General features: G+C 60.3%; 19 protein-coding genes and 1 pseudogene. 12 read left to right on the plus strand and 8 right to left on the minus strand.

The window, feature by feature from the left end; all coding sequences use genetic code 11:
• Nucleotides 1–84: 84 nt before the first annotated feature.
• Entirely contained in the window at nucleotides 85–258 is a 174-nt protein-coding gene (locus tag ACD590_RS08530) for a hypothetical protein (RefSeq protein WP_018445607.1), read from the plus strand.
• The gene (locus ACD590_RS08535; protein ID WP_018445606.1) at nucleotides 255–587 is read left to right on the plus strand and encodes a DUF6105 family protein; all 333 of its coding nucleotides are present in this window, start codon (nucleotides 255–257) and stop codon (nucleotides 585–587) included. Before ACD590_RS08530 ends, ACD590_RS08535 begins: the two co-directional genes overlap by 4 nt.
• Here the strand turns inward: ACD590_RS08535 and ruvX are convergent.
• On the minus strand, nucleotides 524–1,018 hold the full coding sequence (ruvX, locus tag ACD590_RS08540; RefSeq protein ID WP_047622261.1) for a Holliday junction resolvase RuvX: 495 nt from the start codon (nucleotides 1,016–1,018) through the stop codon (nucleotides 524–526). The two genes, ACD590_RS08535 and ruvX, sit on opposite strands and share 64 nt — an antisense overlap.
• A 179-nt stretch (nucleotides 1,019–1,197) precedes the next feature.
• Between ruvX and ACD590_RS08545 the strand changes: the two genes are divergently transcribed.
• The 4 genes from ACD590_RS08545 to ACD590_RS08560 all read left to right on the plus strand — a co-directional run bounded on the left by ACD590_RS08545 (nucleotide 1,198) and on the right by ACD590_RS08560 (nucleotide 4,178).
• The gene (locus tag ACD590_RS08545; RefSeq protein WP_334543779.1) at nucleotides 1,198–1,902 is read left to right on the plus strand and encodes a metal-dependent hydrolase; all 705 of its coding nucleotides are present in this window, start codon (nucleotides 1,198–1,200) and stop codon (nucleotides 1,900–1,902) included.
• A 69-nt stretch (nucleotides 1,903–1,971) separates the two neighbouring features.
• Nucleotides 1,972–2,259 (plus strand): Asp-tRNA(Asn)/Glu-tRNA(Gln) amidotransferase subunit GatC, encoded by a 288-nt coding sequence (gatC, locus tag ACD590_RS08550; RefSeq protein ID WP_003558942.1) that lies wholly within the window; start codon nucleotides 1,972–1,974, stop codon nucleotides 2,257–2,259.
• Nucleotides 2,260–2,316: 57 nt separating this feature from the next.
• Entirely contained in the window at nucleotides 2,317–3,798 is a 1,482-nt protein-coding gene (gene gatA / locus ACD590_RS08555) for an Asp-tRNA(Asn)/Glu-tRNA(Gln) amidotransferase subunit GatA (protein WP_439002432.1), read from the plus strand.
• Between the two features lie 104 nt (nucleotides 3,799–3,902).
• Nucleotides 3,903–4,178 carry a hypothetical protein gene (locus ACD590_RS08560; protein ID WP_047622260.1) on the plus strand — a complete coding sequence of 92 codons (276 nt, stop codon included), beginning with the start codon at nucleotides 3,903–3,905 and terminating at the stop codon, nucleotides 4,176–4,178.
• A 49-nt stretch (nucleotides 4,179–4,227) separates the two neighbouring features.
• Here the strand turns inward: ACD590_RS08560 and ACD590_RS08565 are convergent, their stop codons facing one another.
• Nucleotides 4,228–4,485 carry a YjhX family toxin gene (locus ACD590_RS08565; protein ID WP_018241825.1) on the minus strand — a complete coding sequence of 86 codons (258 nt, stop codon included), beginning with the start codon at nucleotides 4,483–4,485 and terminating at the stop codon, nucleotides 4,228–4,230.
• Nucleotides 4,486–4,794: 309 nt separating this feature from the next.
• Between ACD590_RS08565 and ACD590_RS08570 the strand changes: the two genes are divergently transcribed.
• Entirely contained in the window at nucleotides 4,795–5,304 is a 510-nt protein-coding gene (locus ACD590_RS08570; protein ID WP_003558950.1) for a GNAT family N-acetyltransferase, read from the plus strand.
• A 13-nt stretch (nucleotides 5,305–5,317) separates the two neighbouring features.
• Here the strand turns inward: ACD590_RS08570 and ACD590_RS08575 are convergent, their stop codons facing one another.
• Nucleotides 5,318–5,620, minus strand: coding sequence for a DUF1294 domain-containing protein (locus ACD590_RS08575; protein ID WP_210067348.1), 303 nt, complete (start codon nucleotides 5,618–5,620; stop codon nucleotides 5,318–5,320).
• 129 nt (nucleotides 5,621–5,749) lie between these two features.
• On the opposite strand from ACD590_RS08575, the gene gatB reads away from it, so the two are divergent.
• From gatB to ACD590_RS08600, 5 genes and pseudogenes are all read left to right on the plus strand, one after another.
• Nucleotides 5,750–7,252 (plus strand): Asp-tRNA(Asn)/Glu-tRNA(Gln) amidotransferase subunit GatB, encoded by a 1,503-nt coding sequence (gatB, locus tag ACD590_RS08580; protein WP_115157613.1) that lies wholly within the window; start codon nucleotides 5,750–5,752, stop codon nucleotides 7,250–7,252.
• Nucleotides 7,253–7,255: 3 nt separating this feature from the next.
• On the plus strand, nucleotides 7,256–7,759 hold the full coding sequence (locus ACD590_RS08585; RefSeq protein ID WP_439002433.1) for a GNAT family N-acetyltransferase: 504 nt from the start codon (nucleotides 7,256–7,258) through the stop codon (nucleotides 7,757–7,759).
• Between the two features lie 4 nt (nucleotides 7,760–7,763).
• A pseudogene (locus ACD590_RS08590) lies at nucleotides 7,764–8,238 on the plus strand (GNAT family N-acetyltransferase).
• Between the two features lie 103 nt (nucleotides 8,239–8,341).
• On the plus strand, nucleotides 8,342–8,740 hold the full coding sequence (locus ACD590_RS08595) for an NADH:ubiquinone oxidoreductase subunit NDUFA12 (RefSeq protein ID WP_018241831.1): 399 nt from the start codon (nucleotides 8,342–8,344) through the stop codon (nucleotides 8,738–8,740).
• Between the two features lie 116 nt (nucleotides 8,741–8,856).
• Nucleotides 8,857–9,297 carry a DUF2155 domain-containing protein gene (locus ACD590_RS08600; RefSeq protein WP_018241832.1) on the plus strand — a complete coding sequence of 147 codons (441 nt, stop codon included), beginning with the start codon at nucleotides 8,857–8,859 and terminating at the stop codon, nucleotides 9,295–9,297.
• Between the two features lie 50 nt (nucleotides 9,298–9,347).
• On the opposite strand, the gene ACD590_RS08605 is transcribed toward ACD590_RS08600, so the two are convergent.
• From ACD590_RS08605 to aroQ, 5 genes are all read right to left on the minus strand, one after another.
• Entirely contained in the window at nucleotides 9,348–10,277 is a 930-nt protein-coding gene (locus ACD590_RS08605; RefSeq protein ID WP_439002434.1) for a DUF2167 domain-containing protein, read from the minus strand.
• A gap of 76 nt (nucleotides 10,278–10,353) precedes the next feature.
• Nucleotides 10,354–10,968, minus strand: coding sequence for a leucyl/phenylalanyl-tRNA--protein transferase (aat, locus tag ACD590_RS08610; protein ID WP_018445596.1), 615 nt, complete (start codon nucleotides 10,966–10,968; stop codon nucleotides 10,354–10,356).
• A gap of 7 nt (nucleotides 10,969–10,975) precedes the next feature.
• The gene (accC, locus tag ACD590_RS08615) at nucleotides 10,976–12,331 is read right to left on the minus strand and encodes an acetyl-CoA carboxylase biotin carboxylase subunit (RefSeq protein ID WP_018241835.1); all 1,356 of its coding nucleotides are present in this window, start codon (nucleotides 12,329–12,331) and stop codon (nucleotides 10,976–10,978) included.
• A gap of 4 nt (nucleotides 12,332–12,335) precedes the next feature.
• Nucleotides 12,336–12,806 (minus strand): acetyl-CoA carboxylase biotin carboxyl carrier protein, encoded by a 471-nt coding sequence (gene accB / locus ACD590_RS08620; protein ID WP_047622256.1) that lies wholly within the window; start codon nucleotides 12,804–12,806, stop codon nucleotides 12,336–12,338.
• Between the two features lie 20 nt (nucleotides 12,807–12,826).
• Complete coding sequence (gene aroQ, locus ACD590_RS08625) at nucleotides 12,827–13,264, minus strand: type II 3-dehydroquinate dehydratase (RefSeq protein ID WP_439002435.1); 438 nt, start codon at nucleotides 13,262–13,264, stop codon at nucleotides 12,827–12,829.
• Between the last annotated feature and the right edge of the window lie 249 nt (nucleotides 13,265–13,513).

Consider the following 13,513-nt stretch of genomic DNA (forward strand, 5'->3'; position numbering starts at 1 on the left):
AATGGTTTACATTGCGCAGGGCTGGTTAAGCCGACAGTGTGGCGGTGAGCAGAGATGTATGAGTAGAGCCCCGAGTTGACGCCCATGGCAACCAAGATCGCTAAAGCCGCGTTTCTGGTGACGGCGATGATGTTTTTCGCAGTCCTGGCGCTGGATATCGCAATTCCGACGCTGGTGCTTTGCATTATGGCATTGTCGACCTGGTTGGTCTCTCTCGATCTGCCCGTGGCGCGCAAGCATGGAGGAGAGGCCGCATGAAGTGGTTTCTGATCTTCTGGGCCGGCCCCATCGTCTTTCTGGGCGGATGGTATTGGCTCTCCTATTACGACATGAGTTTCGGCATCTTCATGTTCACGCGGCAGGTTCATGACCTGACCTTCGAGCTTTACGGCAAGGCGCTCGGCATTCCGCCGGAGACCATCCCGCCGCTCGTTGCCCGCGCGATCGCGGTGGACAGCCTCGTCGTTTTCGCCATCCTTGGCCTGCGGAAGCGAAAGTCGATCATCGCCTGGTGGAAGGCGCGTCAGGCGCTGAATTCATCTCCATCAGACCTTGCCAGCAAGGAAAGCCTGTCGAGCGCGCCCTGAAGGATGAAGCTTGCGGCGGCCGAATCGATCCGTTCGGCCCGCTTGGCGCGCGAGACGTCCATTTCGAGCAGCGTCCGTTCGGCGGCGACCGTCGAAAGCCGCTCATCCCAATAGACGAAAGGCAGCGCCGTCTTCTGCTCCATATTGCGCACGAAGGCGCGCGTTGCCTGCACGCGCGGACCTGCTGATCCATCCATGTTCATCGGCAGGCCGATGATAAAGCCTGCGACCTTTTCCGCTGCGGCGAAGTCCAATAGCGCCTGTGCATCGATGGTGAACTTGACGCGGCGGATCACCGTGCGCGGCGTGGCGAAACGCCGCCCGAGATCGGACATCGAAAGCCCGATCGTCTTGGTGCCGAGATCGAGGCCGGCAATTGCCTGTCGCGGGGCAAGCGTCTCGGCCATTTCCTCGATTGTCAGCACCGTCATCGCCGTTTCATCCCGTCAAAACAAATTGAAGTCGCCGCCGCTTTTCTTTGCGGCCGCATAAGATATGTCCTTAGGGCATGACGCCGAAAAGTGTGAGCGGTTTTCGGACGACATCATGTCCTCATTCTTTGATGTGGCATCGAAACCGGCTTTGCATCACGTAATAAAGGAGACATTTCATGAAGATCACCTGGCTCGGCCATTCCGCCTTCCGCATCGAGACATCCAAGGCGAAGATCCTGCTCGACCCATTCCTCAGCTATAACGCCTCCTTTTCCGGCCAGGATATCAAGGATGTTTCCGCAGGCATCACGCACATCCTGTTGACGCATGGCCATGGCGATCATGTCGGCGATACCGTGGCACTCGCCAAGGAAACCGGCGCCGTCGTTCTCGCCAATGCCGATCTCGCCGCTTGGCTCGGCTCCAAGGGCGTCGACAGGATCGAGATGGGCAATACCGGCGGCACGATCGCGCTCGGCAGTTTCTCGGCGACCTTCACCAATGCACTGCACTCCTCCGCCCAGATCACTGAGGACGGCGTCTCGCATGCGCTCGGCAACGCCAATGGCCTGATGCTGCATTTCGACGACGAAGCCTCGATCCTTGCCATGGGCGATACCGATATCTTCTCCGACATGGCGCTGATCAACGAATTGCACCAGCCCGATATCGGTTTCGTGCCGGTCGGCGACCGCTTCACCATGGGCGGCGCGGTGGCAGCACTTGCCTGCCGGCGCTATTTCAACTTCAAGACCGCAATCCCCTGCCATTACGGCACCTTCCCGATCATCGATCAGACGGCCGAAAAATTCATTGCCGGCATGGAGGGATCGCAGACGGATGTGAGGGCGATCAAGCCTTCCGAGAGCCTGTCGATCTGACGAAATCCCGTTGCGTCAGGCGGACATGGCCTTTATAGCGGGTAGGAAAAATCCTATCCGGAGAATGCCATGTCCGTCGATCTTGCCACCGTGAAGCGCGTCGCCCGCCTTGCCCGTATTGCCGTCTCCGAGGACGAGGCAAATCGCATGGTCGGCGAGCTGAACGGCATCCTTGGCTTCGTCGAGCAACTCTCCGAAGTTAATGTCGACGGCGTCGAGGCGATGACGTCGGTTACCCCGATGGCGATGAAGAAGCGGACCGATGAGGTGACCGACGGCAGCAAGGCAGCCGATATCGTCGCCAATGCGCCCGTCACCGACCACAATTTTTTCCTGGTGCCGAAAGTCGTCGAATAAGGCTTCGAAGCCTCTTTCCGACCCTGTTGCCATTTCCAGATCTGAAGCGAAAACACGATGAGCGAACTCACCAGCCTGACCATTGCCGAAGCCCGCCAGAAGCTGCGCGCCAAGGAAATCACCGCGATCGAGCTGACCGAAGCCTATATCTCGGCGATCGATGCGGCCAATGGCCGGCTGAACGCCTATATAAAGGTCACGCCGGATCTCGCCCGCGTCATGGCGAAGAACTCCGACGAGCGCATCGCCACCGGCAAGGCAGGCGAACTCGAAGGCATTCCGCTCGGCATCAAGGATCTCTTTGCCACCGTCGGCGTTCACACCCAGGCCTGCAGCCACATTCTCGATGGTTTCGAGCCGCGTTATGAATCGACCGTCACGCAGAACCTCTGGGATGACGGCGCCGTCATGCTCGGCAAGCTCAACATGGACGAATTCGCCATGGGTTCGTCGAATGAAACATCCTATTACGGCCCGGTGATCAATCCCTGGCGCGCCGCAGGCTCCAACCAGCAACTCGTGCCCGGCGGCTCCTCCGGCGGTTCGGCCGCAGCCGTCGCCGCCCATCTTTGCGCTGGCGCCACCGCGACCGATACCGGCGGCTCGATCCGCCAGCCGGCCGCCTTCACCGGCACCGTCGGCATCAAGCCGACCTATGGCCGCTGCTCGCGCTGGGGCACCGTCGCCTTTGCCTCCTCGCTCGACCAGGCAGGCCCGATCGCCCGCGACGTGCGCGATGCCGCAATCCTTTTGAAGTCGATGGCAAGCGTCGACGCAAAGGACACGACGTCGGTCGATCTGCCGGTGCCGGATTACGAAGCAGCTCTCGGCCAATCGCTGAAGGGCATGAAAATCGGCATCCCGAACGAATACCGTGTCGAGGGCATGCCCGACGAGATCGAAACCCTCTGGCGCCAGGGCATCGCCTGGCTGAAGGATGCCGGCGCCGAGATCGTCGACATCTCGCTGCCGCACACCAAATACGCCCTTCCGGCCTATTACATCGTCGCTCCGGCCGAGGCATCCTCGAACCTCGCGCGCTACGACGGCGTGCGGTACGGCCTGCGCGTCGACGGCAAGGATATCGTCGACATGTATGAGAAGACCCGTGCCGCGGGCTTCGGCAAAGAAGTCAAGCGCCGCATCATGATCGGCACCTATGTGCTGTCGGCCGGTTATTACGATGCCTATTACATCCGCGCCCAGAAAGTCCGCACGCTGATCAAGCGCGATTTCGAACTCGCCTTCGACGCCGGCGTCGACGCCATCCTGACGCCGGCAACGCCGTCGTCGGCCTTCGGCGTTGCCGATGAGAACCTCGCCGCCGATCCGGTGAAGATGTATCTGAACGACATCTTCACTGTGACGGTCAACATGGCAGGCCTTCCCGGCATCGCCGTGCCGGCCGGTCTCGATCACAAGGGCCTGCCGCTCGGCCTGCAGCTGATCGGCAAGCCCTTCGATGAGGAAACCCTCTTCAAGACCGCCCACGTCATCGAGCAGGCAGCCGGCCGGTTTACGCCGGCCAAGTGGTGGTAACGGACCTAACGATCCCGATAGCGGCTGCCGACCACGAAGCGGTCGGCGCCCTCGGCTTTGCCGCATGGTTGGCTAATTGACAGCCGGAACCGGGAGGAGGCCTCATGCCGAAACAGGATCTTGTGCGATTGATCGAGGCAGCTGATCGCCTCGCTGCCGGCGGTTTCACCATGGGCCCGGATTGGCAGGCGCTCCACGACATCTGCCAGCGCCACGAAGGCGAACAGCCGTTCGACTGGGGGCACGCCCTTTGCCATCGCATCGAGGGCGATGACTGGAACGCCGATTACTGGTATCGCCGTGCCGGCAAGACGCGCGGCACGGGCTCGATGGCCGACGAGTGGTCGGCGATGCGGACGGAACTCTCTGCAAAGGCTTGAGGCGATACCCTGACCGCGCCCGTTTGAGACGCGATCAGGAGTGCCACTATTACCTGTTGTTCAGCTGTGACCTGACCAGCCTCAGCCCTCTTTCGGTGATCCGGTAGGGCTGGCCGCCTGAGGACTTGATTGCCCTTAGCCGCTTCAGCCTGCGGAAGAGATCGAGGTCGACGCCGGGATAGACCCAGCCATCGCGGGTGAAGCAACTGACTGCCTCGATCTTCCTGTCGTCGTCGCGGGTAATTTCAATGCGGCCGCCTTGGGCCATGAGATGCAGGATGCGCTGCTCCGTGCGAGAAATGTCCATGTGTTGAGATCCGGTATCGCGCCCGGCAGGGCGCACAAAAACGATCTGGCGCTCATTCGAACGTCAGGGCTTCGTTTTTCGGGCCCATGCGCGCAAGCGAACTTGCGGGCAGGGCCTTTACCGGGTCTCAGGCAGGCTCAACATAAAACACCTCGATAGGGTTTATTATTCAGCCCGGAAAATTCGGTCAAGAGCGTGGTCTCCGGTCAAAACCAGTCGAAAACCTTACTTTTGGCCGATCATCCCTTTGGAGGTACTGGTAAATTCCGCGACTCAATGGTCTAGTTGAGGGGTAACGCGGAGGTGTCGTTGATCCACATTCGCAATGCCCGCGACGGTGAAGCGGAGCTATTGAGCGAGATTGGGCTCAGGGCCTGGCAAAATGCGATGGCGTCGATCGGCGAATCGGACGCGATGATCGATGCAGCGCGCAACGCCTTTCGGAACTTCGTGGAAAACGACTGGCTGACCATCACCGTTGTCGAGCAGAACGGCCAGGTGGCAGGCTGGGCGGCGCGCGAGGGATTGGACGAAACCATCTCGGATTTCTGGATCGATCCCGCCTTCACCCGCCAGGGCCTCGGTTCGGCCCTTCTCGTCCGCATCGAAAAGGAGATCGCCGATCAGGGCCTCGAGAAGGCGGCGATGCAGACCCATTCCGGCAATAGCGAAGCGATCGGCTTCTTCCAGAAGCACGGCTACAGCATTCACTGGCTCTCGGTTGCCTACAATCCGAAGCTCGACCGAGACGTGCCCTCCGTTGGACTGACGAAACAGCTCGTTTCGGATGGCCAAGGTGGCTATGGGCTGGAATTCTGATGCTTCAAGAATCCTAAAGAAGGAGAGGCCTCCATTGCGGCAGGAAGGCCAGCACAGCAATTAGTGCGCCGTGCAGAATCAGGATCGCCGCCAGGATTGACCGGAACGGCTCCTTTCTCGTCTTGTGCCGCAGCAACTGCTGTGCAGCCAGCGCGCCAAGGCTGCCGCCGATCAGCGCAAGGATGAGAAGCGTGCGCTCGCTGATGCGCCACCTGCCGTGGCGCGCCGCCTGCTTGTCCATGAAATAGATCGAAAACACCAAGAGGTTCAGCGTCAGAAACAGCAAGGCCGATTTGAGGATATCGATCATCGTCATCGGGAAACCCTAGCGTGGCTCCGTTAACGAACGGCAAAACCGTGATGCGGACCACGGCGAAAGCCTTGCACCGGCACACCATTTCCTTTACCTCACCAGTGGAAAAGAACAGCCTGCAAAGAGCATCAGATGACCCTTGTCGACGTCCGCACGCCTGATCCGAAACGCTTCATCCCCGGCGCCACCGGCGACTGGGAAGTCATCGTCGGCATGGAAGTCCATGCCCAGGTGCTGTCGAATTCGAAGCTCTTCTCCGGCGCCTCGACGGAATTCGGCAAGCCGCAGAATTCGAACGTCTCGCTGGTCGACGCCGCCATGCCCGGCATGCTGCCCGTCATCAACGAGGAATGCGTCAAGCAGGCTGTTCGCACCGGCCTCGGCCTGAAAGCCCAGATCAACAAGCGCTCCCTCTTTGATCGCAAGAACTATTTCTATCCCGACCTACCGCAGGGCTATCAGATCTCCCAGTTCAAGGATCCGATCGTCGGCGAGGGCAAGATCGTCATTTCGCTCGGGCCGGACCGTCAGGGCCAGTTCGAGGATATCGAGATCGGCATCGAGCGCCTGCATCTGGAGCAGGACGCCGGCAAGTCGATGCATGACCAGCACGCGACCATGTCCTATGTCGATCTGAACCGTTCCGGCGTCGCACTGATGGAGATCGTCTCCAAGCCCGACATGCGCTCGTCCGACGAGGCCAAGGCCTATATGACCAAGCTGCGCTCGATCGTGCGCTATCTCGGCACCTGCGACGGCAACATGGACGAAGGTTCGATGCGCGCCGACGTCAACGTCTCCGTCCGCCGCCCGGGCGAGGGTTTCGGCACGCGCTGCGAGATCAAGAACGTCAACTCCATCCGCTTCATCGGCCAGGCGATCGAATATGAAGCCCGTCGCCAGATCGGCATTCTGGAGGAAGGCGGCACGATCGATCAAGAAACCCGCCTCTTCGATCCGAACAAGGGCGAGACGCGATCGATGCGCTCCAAGGAAGATGCGCACGACTATCGTTATTTCCCCGATCCGGATCTGCTGCCGCTCGAATTCGGCGATGCCTTCATCAAGGCGCTCGAAGCCGATCTGCCGGAACTGCCCGACGACAAGAAGGAGCGCTTCGTGCGCGAGCTCGGCCTGTCGATCTACGACGCCTCGGTGCTCGTTTCCGAAAAAGCGATTGCCGATTATTTCGAAGCCGTCGCCGCAGGCCGTGACGGCAAGACGGCCGCCAACTGGGTGATCAACGATCTGCTCGGCGCCCTGAACCGGACCGGCAAGGATATCGAGCAGACGCCGGTTTCGCCGGCCCAGCTCGGCGCCATCATCGATCTCATCAAGGCGGGAACCATATCCGGCAAGATCGCCAAGGATCTCTTCGAGATCGTGCTCACCGAGGGCGGCGATCCCGCCGAGATCGTCGAGGCGCGCGGCATGAAGCAGGTGACGGATACCGGCGCGATCGAAAAGGCCGTGGACGAGATCATCGCCGCCAATCCCGATCAGGTCGAAAAGGTCAAGGCGAAGCCAACCATGGCAGCATGGTTCGTCGGCCAGGTGATGAAGGCGACCGGCGGCAAGGCCAATCCGCAGGCTGTCCAGGCCCTCGTCAAGGCGAAGCTCGGCATCGAGGAATAAGCGGTGTATTTCGTCCGCACTGCCGGTGAGCGCGACCTGGAGAAGGTGCGCGCCCTCCTGGCCGAGAGCTTTCACGCCACCTATGACGGGCTTCATGGCGTAGCCAAGGTGGAGGATCTGATCGCCAATCTCTTTTCGCCGGCGGCGCTGAAGGCGCGCCTCGTGCGAAAGGATGCCGAATTCCTCGTCGCCGACGACGGCCGCAATATCGGCGGCATGGGTTATGCGGCAATGTCGCAGGCACTGACGAAGACGGTCATGCTGCATCTCCTCTACGTCAGGCCGGCGCTGCAGCGCCAAGGCATCGGCCGCGATATCTTTGCCGAGCTCGAAACCTGCTTCCCGGATGCGGAGATCATGCGTCTCGAAGTCGAACCGCAGAATGCGGCGGCGATCGCCTTCTATCTCTCGCACGGCTTCACCGAAGTCGGCCGCAACGAGAATAGCGGAGACGGCCAATCCGGCATTCCGGCGCTGATCTTTGAAAAGCCGCTCGAAGCGCATTGAGGCCGTGGTGGTCGAGTTGCCCAACATTGTCATTCGCCAGGCAAGCAGGGAAGATCTGCCGGCGCTTGTGGCAATGTTTGCCGCCGATGCGCTTGGCGGTCATGGCGATACCACGGAAGCTGAAGCCTTCCCGGATTATCTCGGGGCCTTTGCCGTCATCGAGGCTTCGCCCGACCAGACACTTTACGTCGCAGAGCGCGGCGGCGAGGTGGTCGGCACGTTCCAGACCGATGGTGACCACGTCGCTCACTGGCCGTGGCTCCTCGGCGATGATCATCGAGGCGGTGCAGACGCGTGCCGATATGCGCGGGCAGGGGGTCGGTGCCGCGATGATCGAGTTCGCCATTGCCGAGGCAAAAGGCCGCGGTATCAGGCGGGTAGCCCTAACCTCGAATGCGGTGCGTAGGGATGCCCATCGTTTCTATGAAAGGCTGGGCTTCAAGCCCTCGCATCTGGGCTTTAAGATGGCTTTGAAATGACCCGTGGCTGTCGTGGAATCGCTGGACAATTCGGCTTGGCGACGGCATAAGCGAGGAAACGAATTCTGGTTTGGCTCGCATCTGGCGGGCACAAGGAAAAGACATGTGGAATCTTCTGGTTCAGACCTTTACCTGGTGGAACGGTCAGACGATGGGCACGCGTTTTGCGACCTGGCGTTTTGGCAAGCGCGTCGGCGAGGATGAATTCGGCAACGTCTATTACGAAGGCGGCATGTCTTCCTACGGTCTGCCGAAGCGCTGGGTGATCTACAAGGGTTATGCCGAAGCCTCCGCCATTCCGCCGGGTTGGCATGGCTGGATGCATCATCGCACCGATGTTCCTCCGTCCAAGGAGAGCTACGTCGCCAAGGAATGGCAAAAGCCGCACCGTCCCAACCATACCGGTTCACCGCAGGCCTATCGTCCCCCGGGCTCCATCGCCGTTCCGGGCGAGCGTCCACGCGTCACCGGCGATTACGACGCCTGGACGCCGGGCAACTGAGACGGCCCGACCGGGGCGATCCCAAGACCCGGCTTTTGGCCACAATTGACCTTTACCCGCAGGTTGGCCGCGCTTGACCGCGGCCGTGAACTGAAAATGTCTGGAGACGGGTACACATGAAGCTCTTCACGCGGAACAAGGTCCTGCGTGCCGCCGGATCGCTGCTGGCGCTCTCGGCCCTGCTTCCGCCAGTTGCGGCAAATGCCGCACGCATCGAAAATCCGGTTGCCGTCTTCTCCGGCCTCGACAAGATCACCGGCCGCATCACGACGTTCGACGTCTATGTCAATGAGACGGTACAGTTCGGCGCACTGCAGGTGACGCCGAAGGCCTGTTATTCGCGCGACCAGTCGGAAGCGCAGAAGATCGACGGTTTCGTCGAGGTTGACGAGATCACCCTCGACCGCAAGATCCGCCGCATCTTCACTGGTTGGATGTTCGCCGCCAGCCCCGGCCTCAACGCCGTCGAGCACCCGATCTACGACGTCTGGCTGAAAGACTGCAAGACAACCTCGGACGTCCCGGCTCCCGATGGCACCAAGGCGACAGCCCGCTAACACCTCTCATCACGCCTTACAGCGTTGAATTACGCAGTAGCCTGGTGAGCCTATGCAGTGGGTGTCTTGTTCCTGCTGAAAAGACCCTTGGCAAAGCGAAGCGCAGCGGCGAACACGATGAAGACGAGGACGCCGGCCTTCTTGAAGAAGGCGAGGGCGAATGCCAGCAATCCCACCTTGGCGGCAATCTTGGCGCCCGCGCCGGCAGCAATCATTCCCGCCATCCCATAGGCCGCGATCTTGTCGCCTTCGACATAGTCAGTATAGGCCATCCCCTTGTCGAACTGCACGAGCTTGGTGACGGACGGAATGACGCCCTCGATCTCCCTCAATTGAGCGAGGCCGGCGACGAAGTCGAATTGGAATACACCCTGGCGGCCGAGCACGCGCACGGAATAGTTCAGCGTGTGCTGTGCCTGCGTGTCATCGCCGAACACCAAATCACGCGCCCAGTGCATGGCATGCGCCGATGTGTCGTAGTGCGGCGTGGAAGCCCAGCCGACAAGCGTGATCTTCTGAAAATCCTGCTTTTCGCGTTCGACGTTGTTTTCCCTGATGGAATCTTTGATGTTTTGCAGCAATTCGTCGTAATTCGTCGTGGCGGCGTCGACATCCGAGACATAGCCGTCGGCGCTGTATTCCACGATGGAGCCCCAGGCCTCGACATCGGTCGGTGCGTATTTCGCCGGGAAGATCATTCCCATCGTTCCCTCCGCCGCCGCCGGAGGATTTCCCCAGATATCGACGAGCACCGTCTTCGTGTCGGCAGGGCTGAGATAGTAGAAGTCGGCGGGCACGTTTAGCGTTGCCTTCGCTTCAGGCAGCTTGATCACGCCCTGCTGGAAATCAAGCTTCTCCAGCAACGGCTTTTCCGCGTCGGAAAAATCGGTCCTGCTGGGGAACATGTCCTGGTATGGGCGTGCGCCGGCTTGACCGGTAAACAAGGTCAAAAGGATCGCGGCTGCAAAATATCGTTTCAAAATTCTATCCCCCGTTGTATTTTTCGAACCTAGCCAAATCGGCTGAAAAATCAACGCATGGACGAATTGATCGCGCTTAAAACTTAAGGTGCGGCGACTCCATTGCCGCAGAAAGCATCAGGGCATAGTCGGCCTTCGGAACGTCGATCGCTCCGAACGTCTTCAGGTGCTCGGTGGTGAACTGCGTGTCGAGCAGCGTGAAGCCCCTTTCCCGCAGCCGGTCGACGAGATGCACGAGGCAGATCTTCGAGGCATCCGTCCGGCGCGAAAACATGCTTTCGCCGAAGAAGGCCGAGCCGAGCGAGACGCCGTAGAGGCCGCCGACCAGTTCATCGCCCTCCCAAGCTTCGACCGTATGGGCATGGCCCATGTCGAAGAGCGTCGAGTAAAGTGATCTGATCGTCTTGTTGATCCAGGTGCTGGGGCGCCCGGATGTCTCCTCCGCACAGGCAGCGATCACCTCATCGAACGCGTGATCGAAACGGATCTCGAAGGGTTTCTTGCGCACCGCCTTGGCAAGGCTTTTCGACACGTGGAAATGGTCGAGCGGCAGCACGCCGCGCAATTCCGGCTCGACCCAGAAGATCTCCGGGTCGTCGGCGGATTCGGCCATCGGGAAGAGGCCGATGGAATAGGCGCGCAGGAGAATGTCAGGGGTGATGCCTGGTGACTTCCTGCGCGATCCTGCCATTCCTGTCCTATGCCGCCGGGTTGTTGGCGAGGTAGTGTTCCAGCCAGTGGATGTCGTAGTCGCCGTTGGCGATATCCTGGTTCGAGACGAGATCCTGGAACAGCGGCAGCGTCGTATTGATGCCGTCGACGACAAATTCGTCAAGCGCCCGGCGCAGGCGCATCATGCATTCGACGCGGGTACGACCGTGCACGATCAGCTTGCCGATGAGGCTGTCGTAATAAGGGGGGATCTTGTAGCCCTGATAGGCACCGGAATCGATGCGCACGCCAAGGCCGCCCGGCGCGTGGAAATGCGTGATCGTGCCGGGTGAGGGCACGAAGGTACGCGGGTGCTCGGCATTGATGCGGCACTCGATGGCGTGCCCGGAAAAATGCACTTCGTCCTGAGTCACCGAGAGACCGCCGCCGGAAGCGACGCGGATCTGCTCATGCACCAGGTCGATGCCGGTAATCGCTTCCGTTATCGGATGCTCCACCTGCAGGCGGGTGTTCATTTCGATGAAATAGAACTCGCCATTCTCATAGAGGAATTCGATCGTGCCGGCACCGCGATATTTCAGCTTCTTCATGGCGTCGGCGCAGATCTGGCCGATCTTCATGCGCTGCTCGACGTTGAGCGCCGGCGAATTCGCCTCTTCCCAGACCTTTTGATGGCGGCGCTGCAGCGAGCAGTCGCGCTCGCCGAGATGGATGGCATTGCCTTCGCCGTCGCCGAACACCTGGATTTCGATGTGGCGCGGTTTGCCAAGATATTTTTCCATATAGACGGCATCATTGCCGAAGGCGGCTGCCGCTTCCGTGCGCGCCGTCGACCAGGCCTCGATCACGTCGGCCTCGCTCTTGGCGACTTTCATGCCGCGTCCGCCGCCGCCGGCGGTTGCCTTGATCAGCACGGGATAGCCGATTTCGGCGGCTGTCTTCAGCGCATCCTCTTCGGTCTTCACTTCGCCGTCCGAACCCGGAACGACGGGAATGCCGAGTTCCAGTGCCGTCGTCTTGGCGGTGATCTTATCGCCCATGATGCGGATATGGTCCGCCGTCGGCCCGATAAAGGTGATGCCGTGGGCTTCGAGGATATCGGCAAACTTGGCATTCTCCGACAGAAAGCCGTAGCCGGGATGCACGGCGTCAGCGCCAGTGATCTCGCAGGCGGCGACGATCTGGTGGATGTTGAGATAGCTTTCGCGCGAGGAGGGTGGGCCGATGCAGACACTTTCGTCGGCAAGGCGCACATGCATGGCATCGGCGTCGGCGGTGGAATGAACCACGACGCAGGCGATGCCGAGCTCCTTGCAGGCCCGAAGCACGCGAAGGGCAATTTCCCCGCGATTGGCGATGAGGATTTTCGAAATCATGGGCATGGGCCTATTCGATGACGACGAGGGCTTGGCCGTATTCGACGGGATGCCCGTCATCGACGAGGATCTCGGTCACCTTGCCTGACTTGGGCGAGGGGATCTGGTTCATCGTCTTCATCGCTTCGATGATGAGGAGCGTCTGGCCTTCCTTGACGGTCGCCCCGACTTCGATGAAGGCACGCGCACCCGGAGCCGGCGCCATGTAGACGGTGCCCACCATCGGTGCATTGACCACATTGGCCGGGTTGCGGCCGGGAGCTGCGGCCGGGGCGGCAGCGACTGGCGCAGCGGCGGCTGCAGGCGCGGCATAACCAGGTGCTGAGATCGGCGCCTGAACATATTGCGGCGTGCCGGCGCGCGAAACCCGGATACGCAGGTCGTCCTGCTCGACCTCGATCTCCGTCAGATCCGTTTCGTTGAGGATATTGGCGAGATCGCGGATCAGTGCCTGGTCGATACCCGATTTCTTTTCAGCCATGGTGTTGCCCTGTCTTCTTCTTATGCCGTGATGTTCTTCAGCGCGTGGAGCGCCAGGATGTAGCTGTGAGGCCCGAAGCCACAGATCACGCCTTTGCATGCCGGCGCGATCATCGACTTGTGGCGGAATTCTTCCCGTGCATGCACGTTGGATATGTGGAGCTCGACGACGGGAACTGATATAGCGCGGATCGCATCATGCAGCGCGACCGATGTATGCGTATAGGCGCCTGCATTGATGGCAACGCCGACGGACTTTTCGTCGGCCTCATGGAACCAGTCGACGAGCGTGCCTTCGTGGTTGCTCTGGCGGAAGTCGATATCGAGGCCGAGTTCGCGGCCTGCGGCCTTACAGTCTACCTCGATGTCCTTGAGCGTCTTGCCGCCATAAATGCCGGGCTCTCGTTTACCCAGCATGTTCAGGTTGGGGCCGTTCAGGACAAAAATCGTTTTCGTCATCGAATGTTCCGTAAAATGTACGACGGCAACCTATAGACTCCGCGAAGGCCGATTGAAAGCCCTTACGGATTGGCCAGCAGGAATCGCGCCACATTTGTCCACATGGTTGAAACGCTTCGATTTTGGCGATTTGATGGGCGGCCGGGAGCTCAAGCATGTCGCGCAAAAGTGTGCAGCGGTTTTGCGACAACGACATGCGCAAACATAAATATCTAAAGCGCGAGGGGCGCAAACTGAAAGATTGCGACG

The organism is Rhizobium sp. 862_C5_N1_2 (genome assembly GCF_051811205.1).
Classification (GTDB): domain Bacteria; phylum Pseudomonadota; class Alphaproteobacteria; order Rhizobiales; family Rhizobiaceae; genus Rhizobium; species Rhizobium leguminosarum.

What these genes read in the sequence shown, in the direction of transcription:
- ACD590_RS08530 (WP_018445607.1), top strand. Translation starts at nt 85, where the DNA reads ATGGCAACCAAGATCGCTAAAGCCGCGTTTCTGGTGACGGCGATGATG.
- ACD590_RS08535 (WP_018445606.1), top strand. Translation starts at nt 255, where the DNA reads ATGAAGTGGTTTCTGATCTTCTGGGCCGGCCCCATCGTCTTTCTGGGC.
- ruvX (WP_047622261.1), bottom strand. Translation starts at nt 1,018, where the DNA reads ATGACGGTGCTGACAATCGAGGAAATGGCCGAGACGCTTGCCCCGCGA.
- ACD590_RS08545 (WP_334543779.1), top strand. Translation starts at nt 1,198, where the DNA reads ATGAAGATCACCTGGCTCGGCCATTCCGCCTTCCGCATCGAGACATCC.
- gatC (WP_003558942.1), top strand. Translation starts at nt 1,972, where the DNA reads ATGTCCGTCGATCTTGCCACCGTGAAGCGCGTCGCCCGCCTTGCCCGT.
- gatA (WP_439002432.1), top strand. Translation starts at nt 2,317, where the DNA reads ATGAGCGAACTCACCAGCCTGACCATTGCCGAAGCCCGCCAGAAGCTG.
- ACD590_RS08560 (WP_047622260.1), top strand. Translation starts at nt 3,903, where the DNA reads ATGCCGAAACAGGATCTTGTGCGATTGATCGAGGCAGCTGATCGCCTC.
- ACD590_RS08565 (WP_018241825.1), bottom strand. Translation starts at nt 4,485, where the DNA reads ATGGACATTTCTCGCACGGAGCAGCGCATCCTGCATCTCATGGCCCAA.
- ACD590_RS08575 (WP_210067348.1), bottom strand. Translation starts at nt 5,620, where the DNA reads ATGACGATGATCGATATCCTCAAATCGGCCTTGCTGTTTCTGACGCTG.
- gatB (WP_115157613.1), top strand. Translation starts at nt 5,750, where the DNA reads ATGACCCTTGTCGACGTCCGCACGCCTGATCCGAAACGCTTCATCCCC.
- ACD590_RS08595 (WP_018241831.1), top strand. Translation starts at nt 8,342, where the DNA reads ATGTGGAATCTTCTGGTTCAGACCTTTACCTGGTGGAACGGTCAGACG.
- ACD590_RS08600 (WP_018241832.1), top strand. Translation starts at nt 8,857, where the DNA reads ATGAAGCTCTTCACGCGGAACAAGGTCCTGCGTGCCGCCGGATCGCTG.
- aat (WP_018445596.1), bottom strand. Translation starts at nt 10,968, where the DNA reads ATGGCAGGATCGCGCAGGAAGTCACCAGGCATCACCCCTGACATTCTC.
- accC (WP_018241835.1), bottom strand. Translation starts at nt 12,331, where the DNA reads ATGCCCATGATTTCGAAAATCCTCATCGCCAATCGCGGGGAAATTGCC.
- accB (WP_047622256.1), bottom strand. Translation starts at nt 12,806, where the DNA reads ATGGCTGAAAAGAAATCGGGTATCGACCAGGCACTGATCCGCGATCTC.
- aroQ (WP_439002435.1), bottom strand. Translation starts at nt 13,264, where the DNA reads ATGACGAAAACGATTTTTGTCCTGAACGGCCCCAACCTGAACATGCTG.